This is a genomic window from Leisingera sp. ABM4_060 (assembly GCF_056158765.1).
This window is the reverse complement of the sequence record NZ_JBSWTX010000001.1, coordinates 1,189,883-1,205,662: the sequence shown is the minus strand read 5'-3', so window position 1 is coordinate 1,205,662 and position 15,780 is coordinate 1,189,883. Positions and strand designations below refer to the sequence as shown.

Genomic DNA, 15,780 nt, shown 5'->3' with positions numbered 1-15,780 from the left:
GTATTTGAGACCAGAAAGAAGCTGCTGCCGGGCACTGCTTGTGAAAGGAAATGGCCTCAAGGGCGCGGTGACCGGCGGCGTTCTAAGCCAGCTTATCTTCCAGCCAGTGGATTTGCGCCCTGACCGCGGCAATTGCGGATTTGGCATCTTTATACGCCTGCCCGCCGTAGTGGCCGATGCTGTACCAGCCGCGCCCGTCCTCGGGGTCGCGGCGGAACTCGTCAAAGCCATAGGTGCCGTCCGGGCGCTGGAAGACATCGGTGCAGACCAGTTCGCCATCCAGCTTGACCGATTTGATGACCTTGTTGATATGAGCCATGTGCGCCTCCCTTGCGGCGCAGTGTCAGCCGGGCAGGGCGCGGGCTTCAAGCGCAAAATCCGCGCAAAAGAAAAGGGGGCCGAAGCCCCCTAGCGCGTGCCCTTACGGGAACAGCTTTTTCACGTAGTTCGGCAAGGCGAAGGCGGCCTTGTGGATCTCCGGGTTGTAGTAGCCGGTCTCGATCCCTGCTGCGGCAAAGCGTGCCTGGACATCGGCGAGATCGACGTTGCGGGCCTTGTCCGAGTGGCTGCCCCAGCCAAAGGCCATCGGCCCGCCGGCATAGGTTGGCACCGAGGCCAGGTAGCACGACGCATCGGCAAAAAGCGCCTGGAACGCCCGCAGGGTGCCGGTCAGCTCGTCACCCTGCATGAACGGCACGCCGTTCTGGGTGACGATGATGCCGTCCTCAGTGAGCGACCGCGCCGCGTGGCCATAGAAAGTGTCGGTGAACAGCACTTCGCCGGGGCCGATCGGGTCGGTCGAATCGACGATGATCACGTCGAACTTTTCGGTGTTCTCTTTCATGAAGAGCGCACCGTCGTTGATCACCAGGTTGAGGCGCGGATCGTCAAAGGCGCCGTCGCTCAGCATCGGCAGATACTCTTTCGAGAAATCCACCACGCCTGCGTCGATCTCCACCATGGTGACATGCTCGACCGAGGTGTGGCGCAGCGCCTCGCGGGCCATGCCGCCGTCGCCGCCGCCGATGATCAGCACGCGTTTTGCATTGCCATGCGCCAGGATCGGCACATGAGTCAGCATCTCGTGGTAGATGAAGTTGTCGCCTTCGGTGGTCTGCACCACGTCGTCCAGTGTCAGAATGCGGCCGAACTGGCCGTTTTGGAACACTTTCAGGCGCTGATGCTCGGTGTTGCTGTCATAGAGCATCTCATCCACGCGCAGGCGCTGCGCATAATGCGCGTGCAGGCTCTCGGTCACCCATTCCTGTTTCGTGGCATCGCTCATGCCGCAACCTCTTTGGCGATCAGCTCTTCGCCGCGCAGCAGTTCGCGGACTTCCACCATATCGGTGTTGAACGCCTCTTTCAGCACGCCGACAGCTTTCCACGGCTCTGCGTCGCCGCACATGAAGACGTCAAAGGCGCCATAGCCGATTTCCGGCCAGGTGTGGACCGAGATGTGGCTTTCCGCCAGCACCGCCACGCCAGAGACGCCTTGGGGCGAGAACTTGTGGGTGTGGATGTGCAGCAGGGTGGCGCCGCAGACCTCGACACATTTGCGGAAGGCGTTCTGGATGCGCTCTTCGCAGTCCAGGCCGGTGCCCTTCATCACCTCGATAATCAGGTGGGTGCCGGCGAACACTTTCCCATCCTTGCGGATGAAATGATCTTCGCGGTCGGAATCAACAACAGCATCAAGATTCGCGGCAGTTACACCGCGGGCGGTATCTTCCTCATGGGCGCCTGTCTCCAGACCGATCCCCAGTTGGAAGAGGTTGGCGTCTTTCATGACACTCCCCTTCGTTCCAGTAGATGACAATCCAGCCGGCCCTTAGCGCCCCCCCGGATAGAGTTCGGGGTTGGGATCGGTACCGAAAGTGAGGGGCGTTTAGGCCGGGGGGGAGATTCGATCAACATTTATTTTTTGCATAGCCGGTAACCTGCAGGGGCCTGCGGCCTGCGGGCCAGGGCGGCACAAAAAAAGGGCCGGGGCGAACCCCGGCCGTCAGGTTGTTCCTTTGCCCAGGGGATCATGGGCGCCAGAACGGAAGAGTGGCTTCATAATGGGCGTCCTGGCGGCTCAGCCCGATGTCCTTCAGCTGCGCGTCGCTCAGATGTTTCAAATGAGTTCGTGTGCGGTGGCGCAGGCTCCACTTGGTCACCATCACGGCAAAGGAGACGGCCCACTGCGCCAGAACCGGCAGGGCCGGACGGCTGATCAGATAGGACATGTTCGAATGTTCCATTTGCGTGTTGTGTACCATGGGAGGCTTCCTGTATTGTGTTGATACAATCCTGTTGATTTGTCGTAGTGTTCTGATACAAAGGGCTCGGCGCATTGTCCAAGGATGGATTGTAATGGGTACAATTTGGCCGCAGAGCCTGGGGGAAGCCAAAGGCCCCAAGTACAAAAAAGTGGCAGATACAATCCGCTCTGCTGTCGAAACGGGCAGTTTGAAAACTGGTACAAAGCTGCCGCCTGTGCGCGACCTCGCGTACCAGTTGAGCATCACCCCCGGCACCGTCGCCCGCGCCTACAGCATTCTGACCGATGAAGGCGTGCTGGAGGCCGAGGTCGGGCGCGGCACCTTTGTAGCGGAAAAGAAAACCCCGGTGCCCGATGACGTATGGTCGCGGGAGCTGCATTTGCTGGAGGCGCGCGATCCCGGCCATGTCAGCCTGTTCAGCCCGCGGATTGCCGACATGGGGCAGGTGGCCGCGGTGCGCGAGGCGATGCAAAAAGCCGCCGAGAGCGACGCGGCCAAGTTCCTGAATTACCCGACGCGGAATGCCTACCAGCCGGTGCGCCAGGCGGCGGCGGACTGGCTGGCGCAATCACCGGTTGGCAAGATCTCCGAAAGGGACATTGTCCTGACGCACGGCGGCCAGAACGGGCTGATGGTGGTGCTGCAGGCGATCCTGCAGGGTCCGCAGCCGGTGATCATGGTCGAAGACCTGTCCTATGCCGGCTTCCGCCGTGCCGCCGAATTGCTGCGCGCGCAAGTGGTGGAGGTGGCGATGGATGAGCACGGCATCCGCCCCGACTCGATCGAGCTGGCAATCCGCAAGACCGGTGCCACGGTGCTGTGCACCAGCCCGGAAGTGCACAATCCAACCGGCTACTACACGCCGCTGGAGCGGCGTAAGCAGATCGTCGCCATCGCCCGCCGCCACGGGGTGCAGATTGTCGAAGATGATTGCTACCGCCTGGGCGAGGCGCGGGCGCCCAGCTACCGGGCGCTGGCACCGGAGCTGGCCTGGCATGTGTCCTCGATCTCCAAGCTGCTGACGCCGGCCTTGCGCGTCGGCTTTGCCCTGGCGCCCGAAGGCCGCGCGGCGGATTTGCGGCGGGTAGCGGAATACGGCTATTTCGGCCTGGCCCAGCCGCTGGCCGAGATCGTGCGCATCCTGCTGGCAGACCCGCGGCTGCCGGACCTGATCCAGGCAGTGCGCGCCGAGATGGCGCGTTATGTGCGGGTGGCGGTCAACGCGCTTGGCGGCTTCGACCTGACCTGGAACCCGGATGTGCCCTTTGTCTGGCTGCGGCTGCCCTCGGGCTGGCGGGCAGCGGCCTTTACCCGGGCGGCCGAAGCCAACGGGGTGCAGATCCGCTCGGCGGATGAATTTGCCCTGCGCGACGGCCGCGCGCCGCATGCGGTGCGCATTGCCATCAATGCGCATGTGTCGCTGAAACGCTTTGAGGAGGCGATGCTGCGGCTGCGCGCCCTGCTGGACAACCCGCCGGAGCAGATCAGCGTCTGATTTTATGGGGTATTATAATACCTAATTTTTAACACGTTGAAATTGCTTGATTTAATCTTGTTTACCCCTGTTGACGGGCGCTTTTGATCCCCGTAAACCCCCTCCATCGCATTCAGGCGGCCCCGTCCGGGGATTCTGCCTTCACGACAAACAGGATTGACCTGCCATGAAAACCTTCTCTGCTACTCCGGCAGATATCGAGAAGAAGTGGATCCTGATCGACGCCGAGGGCGTTGTTCTGGGCCGTCTTGCCTCGATCGTTGCCATGCGCCTGCGCGGCAAGCATAAAGCGTCCTTCACTCCGCATATGGACATGGGCGACAACGTCATCATCATCAACGCCGAAAAGGTTCAGATGACCGGCAAGAAGCGCGACGAGCACTTCTACTGGCACACTGGCCACCCGGGCGGCATCAAGTCGCGCACCAAGCAGGAGATCCTGGAAGGTGCACACCCGGAGCGCGTTGTGACCCAAGCGGTCAAGCGCATGCTGCCGGGCAACCGCCTGTCGCGCCAGCAAATGACCAACCTGCGCGTTTACGCTGGTGCCGAGCACCCGCATGAAGCCCAGGCCCCTGAAGTTCTGGACGTCAAGTCCATGAACAAGAAAAACACCCGGAGCTGATATTGATGTCTGATCAGATCAACACTCTCGAAGAGCTCGCAGCTGCAACCGGTGTGGAAGCAGTGGCTGAAGAAACCATCGCGCGTGAGCCGGTTCGTGACGAACTGGGCCGCTCTTATGCCACCGGCAAGCGTAAAGACGCTGTTGCCCGCGTTTGGATCAAGCCGGGCTCCGGCAAGGTCGAGGTGAACGGCAAGGAAATCAACAAGTACTTCGCCCGTCCGGTGCTGCAGATGATCCTGCGCCAGCCGTTCCAGGTTGCCGGCGTCGAAGACCAGTTCGATGTCTACGCCACCGTCAAGGGCGGCGGCCTGTCCGGTCAGGCCGGTGCGGTCAAGCACGGCATCTCCAAAGCTCTGCAGCTCTATGATCCCGCCCTGCGCGGCGCACTGAAAGCAGCCGGCTTCCTGACCCGCGACAGCCGTGTTGTGGAACGTAAGAAATACGGTAAGCGCAAAGCCCGCCGTTCGTTCCAGTTCTCGAAGCGTTAATTCGAGACACATTCAGATGTGGAAGGGCTCGCCTTTGGCGGGCCCTTTTTCTTTTCTTTCCCGTTAGGGAAGAAAATGGCGCCGTGCCTTAAGGGCATCTTAGGCTGTATAGGCGAGCTTGTTGTTCAAATGTTAAATGATAGGTGTAAGCTTAAGAATTTAAGGGATTTTGACGATGCAGGAACGTCACGACTACGCGGGTTGCCCGCTGTGCGGCTCAGGGGATTTTGCGGAATTTCATCGCGGGGACTGTTCAAAGAAAAAGAAATACATGCGTCAGTTCAATCCTGAGATTGTTTGGAACAAATGCACACCCTGCGACCATGTGTTCACCAGCGGTTACTTTACCGATGAGGCGTTCGGGCTTTTGCTCTCCAAGGCTGGCGAACACCTGAGCGTAGGTTGCAATATGGAGAAAAACCGGCGCGTTTCCGCGATGATGATCGAAAAGGTTCTTCCCTATGCGAGCAGCGGCCCCTGGCTGGACATCGGCTTTGGCAACGCATCGCTTCTTTTCACGGCACGTGAATTCGGATTTGAACCCATCGGGGTTGACCTTCGCCAGGATGGCGTTTCGATTCTTCAGAAGCTTGGGATCGAAGCCTATTGCGGGGACATTCAGCAGCTTGAACTGGGCCGGAAGTGCTCGGTGGTCAGCATGATGGACGTGCTGGAACATGTGCCTTATCCGAAGCCGTTCCTGGAGGCCGCAGTCGCGCTCCTGGAGCCCGGGTCACCGCTGCTGATCTCGATGCCGAATTCGGAAAGCTTTTGCTGGGATTACACGACTGCCGTCAACCAGAATCCCTATTGGCGCGAGATGGAGCATTTTCATAATTTTTCCCGCAGCCGTCTTTATGCCCTGCTGGAGGAGGCCGGAATGGAACCGGTGCGCTTTGGAATCAGCGAACGCTACCGGATGTGCATGGAAGTGGTAGCCGTGAAAAAGTGAGGCCTGCCTGCTTGCACAGTGCGCCGGGGGGCGGCAGCGGCGGTTCCGCCGCCTGTATCCCGCGGCCGTTTGGCCTTCGACAAAGGACCAGCCAGCCAAGGGCAAGGGCCGTAAGAGGGCCAGGTCCTGACAATCGCTGCGCCGGCCCGGCTCGCTACTTTGGGGCGGCTTTCAGGGTTCCTTTAGAAAGTTTTTCTAGAATGCTCCGGAACAAGTGATCCCTAATTCAAGACAGGACAGAGCATGGCCACACCGGAGAACACCAAGACAGCCTCCATCGGCAACGGGCAGCTGACGATCGGCCGCTTTACCCATGGATACGAAGGGATGGATATTCTGGAGCAGGGCGGCGATGCCAGTGTAACAGTTGGCTCTTTCTGCTCAATTGGCAGGGATGTGCGGGTTGTTCTGGATGAATCGCCTGCGCTTGACCGGGTGTCCGCCTTTCCCTTTGGCGAGGTTTTTGCCGACCAACTGGGCGGGGCTGAACAGCAGATGCCGCATCAGGGCTGCGGCGATGTTGCCATCGGGCATGACGTCTGGATCGGCGCCAATGCCACCATTCTGGGCGGGGTATCAATCGGCCACGGTGCCGTAATCGGGCCCAATGCAACCGTCGCCGGCGATGTCGGCTGCTACGAAATTTGGGCAGGCAACCCGGCTCAGCTGGTGCGCAAACGGTTTGACGATGAGGTTTGCGACAAGCTCCTGGAACTGGAATGGTGGAACCTGCCGGCTGATCTTATCCAGGAAATGGCGCCGCTGCTGTCCTCCCAGCCCACAGTCGAGCTGATCGACGGGTTACAGAGCATCGTCGCCGATCTGGTTTCCTTCTCAGAAGACAGCGCCGCCTGACGGCAGCGGTGCGGAACGGGGCTTTGCCACGGCCCCGTTAACTTTTCCAAAAAATTATCGTAACATGGGCGGCACTGCACCCGATGGGGGACTGCTGATATGCCGCAAACGATCTACGAGAAATACGGCGGGTTCAGCGCCATCAGCCGCGTCGTGATGACCTTTTACGAGATGGCGCTCGATTCCGATCAGATCGGCGATTACTTCGCCGATGTCGACATGCCGCGGCTGATTGACCACCAGACCAAGTTCATTTCTTCGCTGCTGGGCGGGCCGGCTTCGTTCAGCGACGAGAGGCTGGAGGCAGTGCACCGGGCGCTTGGCATCACCCATGAGGACTTCGATGAGATGGGTGCGCTGCTGAAGCTGGCGCTGGAACAGCACGGTCTGTCCGAGCCCGATATCCGCACCACGCTGGGTGCTATCGAGACCAAGCGCAATATCATCGTAACCCGGGACGCGGCATGAGCATTGCTGCCATCAACGAGCAGCTGTTGCGGGCCATTGGCGTGGGGGTAGCGGTGGTGCGTGCCTCCGATCTGGGATTTGTCTTTCACAATCAGCCTTTTGCTGAGTGGTTCGGCACCCCCGGCCCGGACGCCGCTCTGACCGATGCGATCGAGGGGCTGACGGCAGATGACCTCGGCCCGCTGTGCGAAGAGGGGCTGCGCTATTCGGCTGAACTGAAGATCAAGCGCAAGCGCCGCACCCTGGTCTTTGCCATCAACGTCTCGCAGGCCAGCCACCGTGACGAGGCGCTCTTGGTCGTGGAATGCCAGAACATCACCCGCATCCGCGAGCTGGAAAGCATGATCGACAGCTACTCCGCCATGGTCGAGCGCAACACCCGTGAGCTGGAGCGCGAGAAGGAGCGGGTGGAACGGCTGCTGCTCAACCTGATGCCGCGCTCGGTCTACGAGGAGTTCAAGACCTTTGGCGTGGTGACCCCGCAGCTTTACCCCAAGGTCTCGGTGGTGATGCTGGACTTCGTCAATTTCACCGATTTTGCTTCACGCACCGATCCGACGGTCACCCTTGGAGAGCTGAACGACATTTTCACAGCCTTCGACCGCATCGTCGAGCAATACGGCTGCGAACGGATCAAGACCATTGGCGACGCCTATCTGGCTGTTTCAGGCATGCCTGAGGCGGCGCCGGACCACGCCACCGCAGTCGCACACTGTGCCACCCGGTTCCTGCGTTATCTGGAGCGGCGCAACCAAAGCCATCAGCACAAGTGGCAGGCCCGGATCGGTCTGGGCACCGGGTCGGCTGTCGGCTCGGTTGTGGGGATCCAAAAGTACGTCTATGACGTCTTCGGCCCTGCGGTGAACCTGGCTTCCCGGCTGCAAGTCTTTGCCAGGCCGATGAAAATTGTCGCGCCGGAGGACATGAAAGACGCCCTGTCCGAAGAATTCCGCGTCACCGATATCGGCATTGAGGACATCAAGGGGATTGGCGAGGTGTTCCTGGTCAATGTCGGCGATGAGCTCAGCACCCCGCAGCCAGCGACGCGTTTCTAGCTATCCGGAGCAATCAGCCCCAGACCGCGCAGATAAATGCCGATGCCGCTTTCCAGCAGATCTTCCGGCGGGAACGGGGAGGCCGCACCGGGGGAATTGCGTGCATAAAGCTCGACCACCCCGTGGCTCATCGCCAGCACATGGGCCGAGAACATCGAGGCCGGAGGACGCTTGTCCTCGGGGATATGCTGACTGAGATCGGCCGCGGCGCGCTCTAGGATCGCCCGGGCGCGGGCCGCGGCATCGGCCAGGTCCGGCGTGCGGTTCACCGAGATGCCGCTTTCGAACATGGCAATGTAATGGCCCGGATGCTTGCGGGCAAAGGCCAGATAGGCGCGCCCCGTCGCTTCAAACGCTGCCAGCGCGGAGGGCTGATACTTGTCATAGGCATGCTGCATCAGGTCGGCGAACATGACATAGCCTTGGCGGGATGCTTCGGCGATCAGGTCCTCGCGGCCTTCGAAATGGCGGTAGACTGCGGCAGGCGTCACGCCCGCCGTCTTGGCGGCTTCCGACAGGGTAAAGCCGGTCGGCCCCTTGGCCTCGATCAGCTGCAGGGCGGCCTCGACCAGGGCCTGGCGCAGATTGCCGTGATGATAACCGCGTTTAGGCATCCCAGATGTCCGGGCCTCCGCATATCTCCGGATCCAGGGCTCCGATCGCCTTGGGGTCCTTGTTGGTGTAATCAATGCGGCTCAGCACCTGGCGGATCGCCATCAGCCGCGCCCGCCTTTTGTCATCCGAGCGCACCACGGTCCAGGGGGCCTCAAGCGAATGGCTGCGGTCCAGCGTTTCGGAAATGGCGGCGGTGTAAGCGTCCCACTTCTGCAGCCCTTTCACGTCGATGCTGCTCAGCTTCCATTGCTTCAGCGGGTCGGATTCGCGGGCGAGGATCCGCCGCAGCTGCTCGGCCCGGCCGACATTGAGCCAGAATTTGAACAGTATCACGCCGTCTTCGGCGAGGGCCCGTTCAAACCCGTTGACCTGGCGAAAGAACCGCTCCCGCTGGGCATCGGTGCAGAAGCCGAACACCTTTTCGACCACGCCGCGGTTGTACCAGCTGCGGTCGAAAAACACGATCTCGCCGCCTGCGGGCAAATGCTGGACGTAGCGCTGAAAATACCACTGGCTCTGTTCGGCCTCGGTTGGTTTCGGCAGTGCCACCACCCGGGCACCCCGCGGGTTCAGGTTCTCGCGGAACCGCTTGATGGTGCCGCCCTTGCCGGCTGCATCGCGGCCCTCAAAGACAATGGCAATGCGGGCGCCGGTGCTCTTGACCCAGGCCTGCAGCTTGACCAATTCGATCTGCAGCGCCTCCAGCTCTTTTTCATACTTCTTACGAGGCATCCGTTCCCGGTGCGGATAGCTGGAGGAAAGGATTTCGTCCTTGTCCGCACCTTTGATGGCCTTGCGGATTTCCTCCGGCGCACCGGTTTCGAAAAACCGGCTGATGGCCCCGTCAAATGGCAGCGTCATGAGTAAAACCCTTCTGTCCTCAATCCCTTATATGGGAAGAGAGTATGGAATGTGAATCACCTTAACGCAAATTTGCACGCGCCGCGGCGCGGTTTACGGCGGCGGCAACTGCATCGGTTGCCACGTGGTGCGGCATATGGCCGATGCCCTCCAGCAGCGTCAGGCCGGCTTCCGGCACATCGCGGGCAAGCTGCCGGGCATGGATCTCCGGGCTGACGGTGTCGTCCGCGGTGCCATGGAGGATTTCGACCGGTACGGCAATCTGCGGATAAAGCGGCACCTGCGCTTTCACTTCCTTCAGCAGATTGGCGCGCTGCAAGGCGTTGGCCCGCAGTGAGGCGCGCCGCAGCGTCAGGCCGATGCCGAAATGCTCGGCATAGCCCTCAGGCACCAGTTGCGGCGCAAACACGGCGTCCAGTGTTTCCATCACCGTGGCGCGGGGCACAAAGGCTGTGAGGGCAGGGACCGCAATCGCGCTGCCGAGGCGTGAAGAGGTCACCTGGTAATACATGTCCAGCGGCGTGTCCCAAGGGTGGGAGACACCGCCAACCGTCACCAGCGCCGAAAGCGCTTCGGGGTGACTAGTGGCCCATGCCAGCGCCACAGCGCCGCCATAGCTTTGCCCCAGCACAATCGGCTTTTCCGCACCCATTTGCGCCGCAGCCTGCCGCAGCAAATCCGCCTGTTGCCGGATGCTTGCGCCGTTGCCATTGAGCGGGCTGGAGTAGCCCAGCCCGGGGCGGTCAAAGATCAGAATGCGAAAGTCTCCTGCCAGCGCGGGGGCCAGCCGGAACGTCATGTCGCGGATGTTGCCGCTGGAGCCGTGTATCAGCACCAGATCCGGAGCGCTGCCCTGCGGCGGGCCGATTTCGACAACATGCACCTGGTGGCCGCCAATCCGAAGGAACTTGCCCTGCGGAGGGTAGGCGGCTTCGGCCCGTGCCTCATTGACAGATGCCTTCCAAAGGGTGCCGCCCCAGGCCAGGCCGGCCAGCAGCAAAAGGGAGGCGCTTATTGCCACGGCTTTCTTCAGGCGCGCAGGTCCGTCATCTCGACGCCGATCCGATTGATGTCATAGGGCGTGGTTTCATAGATCTCGCTGATCCAGTTCGTGTACAGAAGATGCGCATGGCTGCGCCAGCGGTTCAGCGGCGGGCGGCTGGGATCATCGTCCGGGTAATAGTTGCCCGGCACATTGATCGGGGTGCCATTGGCCACGTCGCGGTCGTATTCCTGCTTCAGCGTATCGTTGTCATACTCGAAGTGGTTGAAGATATAGAGCGCCCGGTGGCCGGGATCCTCAACCAGGCAGGGGCCGACCTCGTCGCTGCCCAGAAGCGTCGTCAGCCCCGGTGCAGCGTCGATTTCTTCCTGCTTCATCTCGGTCCAGCGGCTGACCGGGATCACGAAATCATCCGAGAACCCGCGCAAGTAAGGCGAGGCCGGCGCCAGGTTCTGGTGCCGGAAGCAGCCAAACGCCTTGTGCTCCAGCATGTGCTTCTTGACGCCGTGGAAGTGGTTGATCATCGCCATGCCGCCCCAGCAGACGCCAAAGGTGGAATGCACGTTGGTCTGGGTCCAATCCATCACTTCGCGCAGCTCTTCCCAGTAGGTCACATCGTCAAACTCAAGATGCTCAATCGGGGCGCCGGTGATGATCAGCCCGTCGAACTTCTCGTGCTTCACCTCCTGGAAGGGGCGGTAGAACTCGGCCATATGCGCGGCGGCGGTATTCTTGGTGCGGTGCTCGCTCATCCGGATCAGGTTCAGGTCGATCTGCAAGGGCGTGGCGCCGATCAGCCGGGCAAACTGGTTTTCGGTCTGGATCTTCTTGGGCATCAGATTGAGCAGTCCGATGCGGATCGGCCGGATATCCTGACGTGCCGCCTGATCCGGCGACATGACCATCACGCCTTCGTTCTTCAGAACGTCGTAGGCGGGAAGGTCTGCGGGGATCTTGATGGGCATGTCAGTGTCCTGATTTGCGGAATTGTGTACGATATAGCGGAGGCAGTCAGATAAGCTGGTTAGCCGCGCGCCTCAAGGGCTGTTGCGATCAAATCTACGAAACCGGCCTCATCCTTGACGGCCGAGATCTGATCGGCGGTGACGGTGACGCCCCAATTGTCGGCCATCGCCTGATAGCGCGGCTGGCGGTGAGCAAGCGCCTGGGCATAGGTCCAGCGGATGAATGCATCGGGGTCGACATCCCCCTCGGATACCCCGTTTTCCTGAAGATACTCTTGCCAGACCCGGTCCAGGAACTCCGGCTGATAGGACATCGGCTTAGGGGCGCGGTCGAACCGGCGCACCAGCTCAGCCGTATGTGCCTCGCTGCCCTTGATCCAGACCATCAGCGTGTGCTTGCTGAGCTCGGACAGGATCTGGTCGTTGGGATCGGCGGCATCGACCCATTCGCAGATCGACCCGCCGGTGTCGCAGATAAAATTCGGATAGCCATAAAGCTGCTGCGCACGGCCCTCGAAATACTCGGTGTCCAGAAGCGCGCGGATCTCGGCAATCCGGAACTGCTCTTGGCGGTGTTTGTACTCCTCGATCGGCAGGCCGCCCTTGGCCTCGTCGCCGGGTTTGCCGAGGTAGGACGCGACCGGGGTCAGGTTTTCAAAGGTGATGTTGGAGCCGATATAGATCGAATCCGTCAGCAGTAGCTCACGCAGGAACGGCACCTTCATGGCCTCGGCCTTGGCGTTGTCGGCGATGTATTCGCCCATGTAGCGGGTGCCGATGCGGTAATCGATCGAGTAGTGGAACCAGCTGCCCGCGCCGCGCAGGATGTTGCTGACATAGGTTTTGCCAAGCCCGGACATGCCAAAGAACAGCACCCGTTTGTTGGGCGCATCGCGCCAGTCCTGAGCAGAAGAGTAGAGCATCGGCGTTCCAAGTCCCTGAAGGTTTCACGCCTTGCTAATCGCCTCTGCAGGCTTGGTCAATTCCGTGCGCGCTTGCGCCGCAAGCCGGGCTTGCCATTGAGGATCACCAGCCCGGCCGCCAGCAGGGCAAAACCGGCATAGGCCTGCGGCTTCAGCTCTTCCCCCAGCACCCAGGCGCCCAGCACGATAGCCACCGGCGGAATGATCAGCGTGACCAGCATCAGGTTGCCGCTGCCCGCCAGCGCCAGCACCCGGTAGTAAAGCAGATAAGCGCCCGCGGTGGCGATCAGCGAGAAATAGGCGATGGAGACCCAGGTGCCGGTTTCCAGAGCAAAGGAGACCGGCCCGTCGATCAGCAGCGCGGCCGGCAGCAAACAGACGGTCGAGCCGGTCAGCATCCCAGCCGCGGCCACTTGCGGCGCCAGGCCGGACAGTTTCAGCCGCGCCCAGGCGCTGGCAAAGGCATAAGACACCGTGCCCGCCAGCACGGCCAGCTGGGCGCTGCTGCGGATGTCGAAACTGGCAAATTGCTCCAGCCCGATCGCGGTGGCAACGCCCAGAAAGCCCAAGCCAACCCCCAGCGCCTTGCGCGGTGTCAGCCGCTCGTCTGCAAAGATCAAGGCTGCCACGACAACGCCGAAGATGGCGGTGGCGGCATTCAGGATTGATGTCAGCCCGGTCTCGATATGCAGCTGCCCCCAGGCCATCAGCCCGAAGGGGATCACGTTGTTCAAAAGCCCCATCACCAGAAACGCGCCCCAGATGCGCGGCTCCTTGGGGACTGGCAGCCGCATCGCCAGCACCACGCCCCACAGAAACAACGCCGCCCAGCCGCAGCGGTGCAGCACCAGGGTGGCAACGGGGATTTCATCCAGGGCGATGCGGATCGACAGGAACGATCCGCCCCAGATCACGCCGAGCAGGATCAGCTCGGCCCAGGCGCGGGGGGATATGGTCTTTTGCGGGCTCATGGGGATCAGCTAGCGCGGTCCCCGCAGTCAAGCGACCCGTTTCTTGCGGCAAAAGAAAACCCCGCCCGGATCGGGGCGGGGCTGGATTTTCGGACCAAGGCGGCTTCAGAAGTTGTAGCCAACCTTGAGCCCGACACCTATCGCGGTGTTGTCGCCAAATTGCGAGGTCGAAGCAGTCGCGGGGTTCACCACCGTTTGCGCGCTGCCGACACGGGTAATGTTCACCCCGCCTGAGATGCTCATTTTACCCTTTTTGTACTTTGCGCCGATGGTCATCCCCAGCCGGCCGTCCTGCGGGCTCAGGTTGGACTGGAAACCGCCAAGGGTTTCCTCATAGCTGACCGAGACGGAGCCGGACCAGTTCTCAGAGAACTTGCGGCCCACACCAAGGGTGTAAGTGAAGCGGTCATCCGCAAAGGACACCAGCGGCCGCCCGGAGCTGATGTTGGCCACATAGAACGCCGGCGAAATGTTGAACTCGGACCAATCGACCCAGCGTACGCCGCCAAACAGCAACGTGTCCTTTGCAATGCCGGTCTGAAAGTCGAGATTCACGGCCTGCGGTGTGTCGATACTGGTTGCAGAGTTCAGAACCGGGGTGCCGCCAAGGGTCTCGGTGGTATCTACGTTGTGCTTAACTTCCGAGAAATACGTAAGTGCTACGCGCAACGCGATCTCGGGACGTTCATAAGCGACGCCAAGCAGGTAGCCATACCCCTCGTCGCGGTCGCCGTTGGCGGCGTAATTGCTGAAGACGGGAATGGAGACATTTGCCTCCATGGTTTGAACGCGCAGGCCGCCATGGACGCTGAAGGCCTCATTGAACTTGTAGCGCAGCACGCCTGTGATAGCATTGGAGTTCAGTTCTGCAGTGGCGCCCTCGAAAATGTATCCGGTGCTGCCAGGATATTCGACGTCCGCGCCAAAGGGCTGGTCAAAAATCAGGGCAAAACTCAGTTTGTCATTGATGTCGCGCTTATAGGCGGCGCCAAGCTGCAAGTGCGCGCCGATCATGTCGCCTGAGCTGGCCCCAAGAGCAGTGCCCGAAACATCCGGGCTGACACGGCCAAAGGAGAACTCCGCATAGGTGCCTTCTTCAAACAGCGCGCCAAGTGTCTGTCCCGAACGGTCAACGCCGCCAGCCATTGCAACACCCGGCAGCAGCGCCAGCGCCAAGGGCGCAGCGTGGATCTTCTTCATCTGTTCCTCCCTGTACGAAAGCCTTTCCGGCTTCTTGTCCCGAGACCGTAACCGGCGGAATTTCGGCAAATCAATGCTAACGAAACGGAAACCAGCCGGAATCGGTCAATTCTGAGCGGATTCCACCGGTTTCCTTGCAACTATGTTGATATAATTTGCAATGCAAATGATCGCCGCGCCGCTCAGCACCCAGGCATCCAGCGCTTCGCCGTAGATCAGCATGCCCAGCACAGCGATGGCGGGCAGGCGGGCAAAATCGACCGGCACCACCACGCTGGCGGGCGCCAGCGACAGCGCCGTGGTCAGGCAGAAATGCGCAGTCAGCCCGGCAATGCCGATCAGCACCAGCCAGGGCAGGGTGGCCGCAGACGGCGGGGCCATGTCGCCGTCCCAACCCGCCGCCAGGAGCCCCATCGCCAGTTGCATGGCGGTAAGCCAGAACAGGATCGACGCGGTGCTCTCGTGCCGGGTCAGCCGTTTGGTCAGAATCGCGGTGAGCGCAAAGAAGATGGCGCAGCTTGCCGCCGCGCCGAGGCCCAGGCTCAAACTGCCGGGGCTCGGGCGGGCGACAATCAGGATGCCCGCAAAGCCAAGCAGAACTGCCAGCATCCGCCGCCGGGTCAGCACTTCGCCCAGCAGCAGCGGCGACAGGATGATCACCCACAGCGGCGAGGTGAATTCAAGCGCAAAAACCTGCGCCAGCGGCACCAGAGTGACCGCCAGAAACCAAAGGTTCTGGCCGGTGAAGTGAAACATGTTGCGCAGCAGATGCACGCCCAGCCTGGCCCTGCTCACCTGGTGCCAGGCGCCGGTCGCGCCCAGCACTGCCAGCACGATCAGCAGCCCCACCAGGCTGCGGTAGGCCATGATTTCAAAGGTGTCCAGCGTCAGCCCGGCCTCGCGGCCGGCAATCGCCATGGCGGAAAAGGACACGATGGCGCCAACCATCCAAAGAGCGGCAAGCCCTGTGCGTGTGTCTGTATCTGCCATGGCTGCCCCGAAAGTCCTCTGCTGAGAGGAAAGGAGGATTTCCAG

The 15,780-nt window shown here is 61.2% G+C and carries 19 protein-coding genes; 7 read left to right on the top strand and 12 right to left on the bottom strand.

Annotation, left to right across the window (positions count from 1 at the left end):
- Positions 1 to 82: 82 nt before the first annotated feature.
- The 4 genes from ACXAEH_RS05910 to ACXAEH_RS05895 form a co-directional block, all read right to left on the bottom strand.
- The gene (locus ACXAEH_RS05910; protein ID WP_475031533.1) at positions 83 to 319 is read right to left on the bottom strand and encodes a hypothetical protein; all 237 of its coding nucleotides are present in this window, start codon (positions 317 to 319) and stop codon (positions 83 to 85) included.
- 102 nt (positions 320 to 421) lie between these two features.
- On the bottom strand, positions 422 to 1,285 hold the full coding sequence (speE, locus tag ACXAEH_RS05905) for a polyamine aminopropyltransferase (protein WP_475031532.1): 864 nt from the start codon (positions 1,283 to 1,285) through the stop codon (positions 422 to 424).
- Entirely contained in the window at positions 1,282 to 1,788 is a 507-nt protein-coding gene (speD, locus tag ACXAEH_RS05900; RefSeq protein ID WP_259937596.1) for an adenosylmethionine decarboxylase, read from the bottom strand. The genes speE and speD overlap by 4 nt, the downstream gene beginning before the upstream one ends.
- A gap of 241 nt (positions 1,789 to 2,029) precedes the next feature.
- A complete protein-coding gene (locus ACXAEH_RS05895) occupies positions 2,030 to 2,263 on the bottom strand; it encodes a DUF1127 domain-containing protein (protein WP_475031531.1) in 234 nt (77 codons plus the stop codon).
- 94 nt (positions 2,264 to 2,357) lie between these two features.
- On the opposite strand from ACXAEH_RS05895, the gene ACXAEH_RS05890 reads away from it, so the two are divergent.
- The 7 genes from ACXAEH_RS05890 to ACXAEH_RS05860 all read left to right on the top strand — a co-directional run bounded on the left by ACXAEH_RS05890 (position 2,358) and on the right by ACXAEH_RS05860 (position 8,207).
- Complete coding sequence (locus ACXAEH_RS05890; RefSeq protein ID WP_475031530.1) at positions 2,358 to 3,761, top strand: aminotransferase-like domain-containing protein; 1,404 nt, start codon at positions 2,358 to 2,360, stop codon at positions 3,759 to 3,761.
- Between the two features lie 166 nt (positions 3,762 to 3,927).
- Positions 3,928 to 4,386, top strand: coding sequence for a 50S ribosomal protein L13 (gene rplM / locus ACXAEH_RS05885; protein WP_475031529.1), 459 nt, complete (start codon positions 3,928 to 3,930; stop codon positions 4,384 to 4,386).
- A gap of 5 nt (positions 4,387 to 4,391) precedes the next feature.
- Positions 4,392 to 4,877, top strand: a complete 486-nt coding sequence (gene rpsI, locus ACXAEH_RS05880; RefSeq protein WP_475031528.1) for a 30S ribosomal protein S9 — start codon at positions 4,392 to 4,394, stop codon at positions 4,875 to 4,877.
- A 175-nt stretch (positions 4,878 to 5,052) separates the two neighbouring features.
- Positions 5,053 to 5,829 carry a class I SAM-dependent methyltransferase gene (locus ACXAEH_RS05875; protein WP_475031527.1) on the top strand — a complete coding sequence of 259 codons (777 nt, stop codon included), beginning with the start codon at positions 5,053 to 5,055 and terminating at the stop codon, positions 5,827 to 5,829.
- Positions 5,830 to 6,072: 243 nt separating this feature from the next.
- Positions 6,073 to 6,684 (top strand): CatB-related O-acetyltransferase, encoded by a 612-nt coding sequence (locus tag ACXAEH_RS05870; protein ID WP_475031526.1) that lies wholly within the window; start codon positions 6,073 to 6,075, stop codon positions 6,682 to 6,684.
- 99 nt (positions 6,685 to 6,783) lie between these two features.
- Positions 6,784 to 7,152 (top strand): group I truncated hemoglobin, encoded by a 369-nt coding sequence (locus ACXAEH_RS05865; RefSeq protein WP_039161324.1) that lies wholly within the window; start codon positions 6,784 to 6,786, stop codon positions 7,150 to 7,152.
- Positions 7,149 to 8,207, top strand: a complete 1,059-nt coding sequence (locus ACXAEH_RS05860) for an adenylate/guanylate cyclase domain-containing protein (RefSeq protein WP_475031525.1) — start codon at positions 7,149 to 7,151, stop codon at positions 8,205 to 8,207. The genes ACXAEH_RS05865 and ACXAEH_RS05860 overlap by 4 nt, the downstream gene beginning before the upstream one ends.
- Here the strand turns inward: ACXAEH_RS05860 and ACXAEH_RS05855 are convergent.
- The 8 genes from ACXAEH_RS05855 to ACXAEH_RS05820 form a co-directional block, all read right to left on the bottom strand.
- Entirely contained in the window at positions 8,204 to 8,821 is a 618-nt protein-coding gene (locus ACXAEH_RS05855; RefSeq protein WP_475031524.1) for a TetR/AcrR family transcriptional regulator, read from the bottom strand. The two genes, ACXAEH_RS05860 and ACXAEH_RS05855, sit on opposite strands and share 4 nt — an antisense overlap.
- A complete protein-coding gene (ppk2, locus tag ACXAEH_RS05850; protein WP_475031523.1) occupies positions 8,814 to 9,683 on the bottom strand; it encodes a polyphosphate kinase 2 in 870 nt (289 codons plus the stop codon). Before ppk2 ends, ACXAEH_RS05855 begins: the two co-directional genes overlap by 8 nt.
- Before the next feature lie 61 nt (positions 9,684 to 9,744).
- Entirely contained in the window at positions 9,745 to 10,704 is a 960-nt protein-coding gene (locus ACXAEH_RS05845) for an alpha/beta fold hydrolase (protein ID WP_475031522.1), read from the bottom strand.
- 8 nt (positions 10,705 to 10,712) lie between these two features.
- Positions 10,713 to 11,651, bottom strand: a complete 939-nt coding sequence (gene metA, locus ACXAEH_RS05840) for a homoserine O-acetyltransferase MetA (RefSeq protein WP_475031521.1) — start codon at positions 11,649 to 11,651, stop codon at positions 10,713 to 10,715.
- 59 nt (positions 11,652 to 11,710) lie between these two features.
- Positions 11,711 to 12,574 (bottom strand): ATPase, encoded by an 864-nt coding sequence (locus ACXAEH_RS05835; RefSeq protein ID WP_475031520.1) that lies wholly within the window; start codon positions 12,572 to 12,574, stop codon positions 11,711 to 11,713.
- A 56-nt stretch (positions 12,575 to 12,630) separates the two neighbouring features.
- Entirely contained in the window at positions 12,631 to 13,545 is a 915-nt protein-coding gene (locus ACXAEH_RS05830) for a DMT family transporter (protein ID WP_475031519.1), read from the bottom strand.
- Between the two features lie 105 nt (positions 13,546 to 13,650).
- Entirely contained in the window at positions 13,651 to 14,745 is a 1,095-nt protein-coding gene (locus ACXAEH_RS05825; protein ID WP_475031518.1) for an OmpP1/FadL family transporter, read from the bottom strand.
- Positions 14,746 to 14,850: 105 nt separating this feature from the next.
- Complete coding sequence (locus tag ACXAEH_RS05820) at positions 14,851 to 15,735, bottom strand: DMT family transporter (RefSeq protein WP_475031517.1); 885 nt, start codon at positions 15,733 to 15,735, stop codon at positions 14,851 to 14,853.
- Between the last annotated feature and the right edge of the window lie 45 nt (positions 15,736 to 15,780).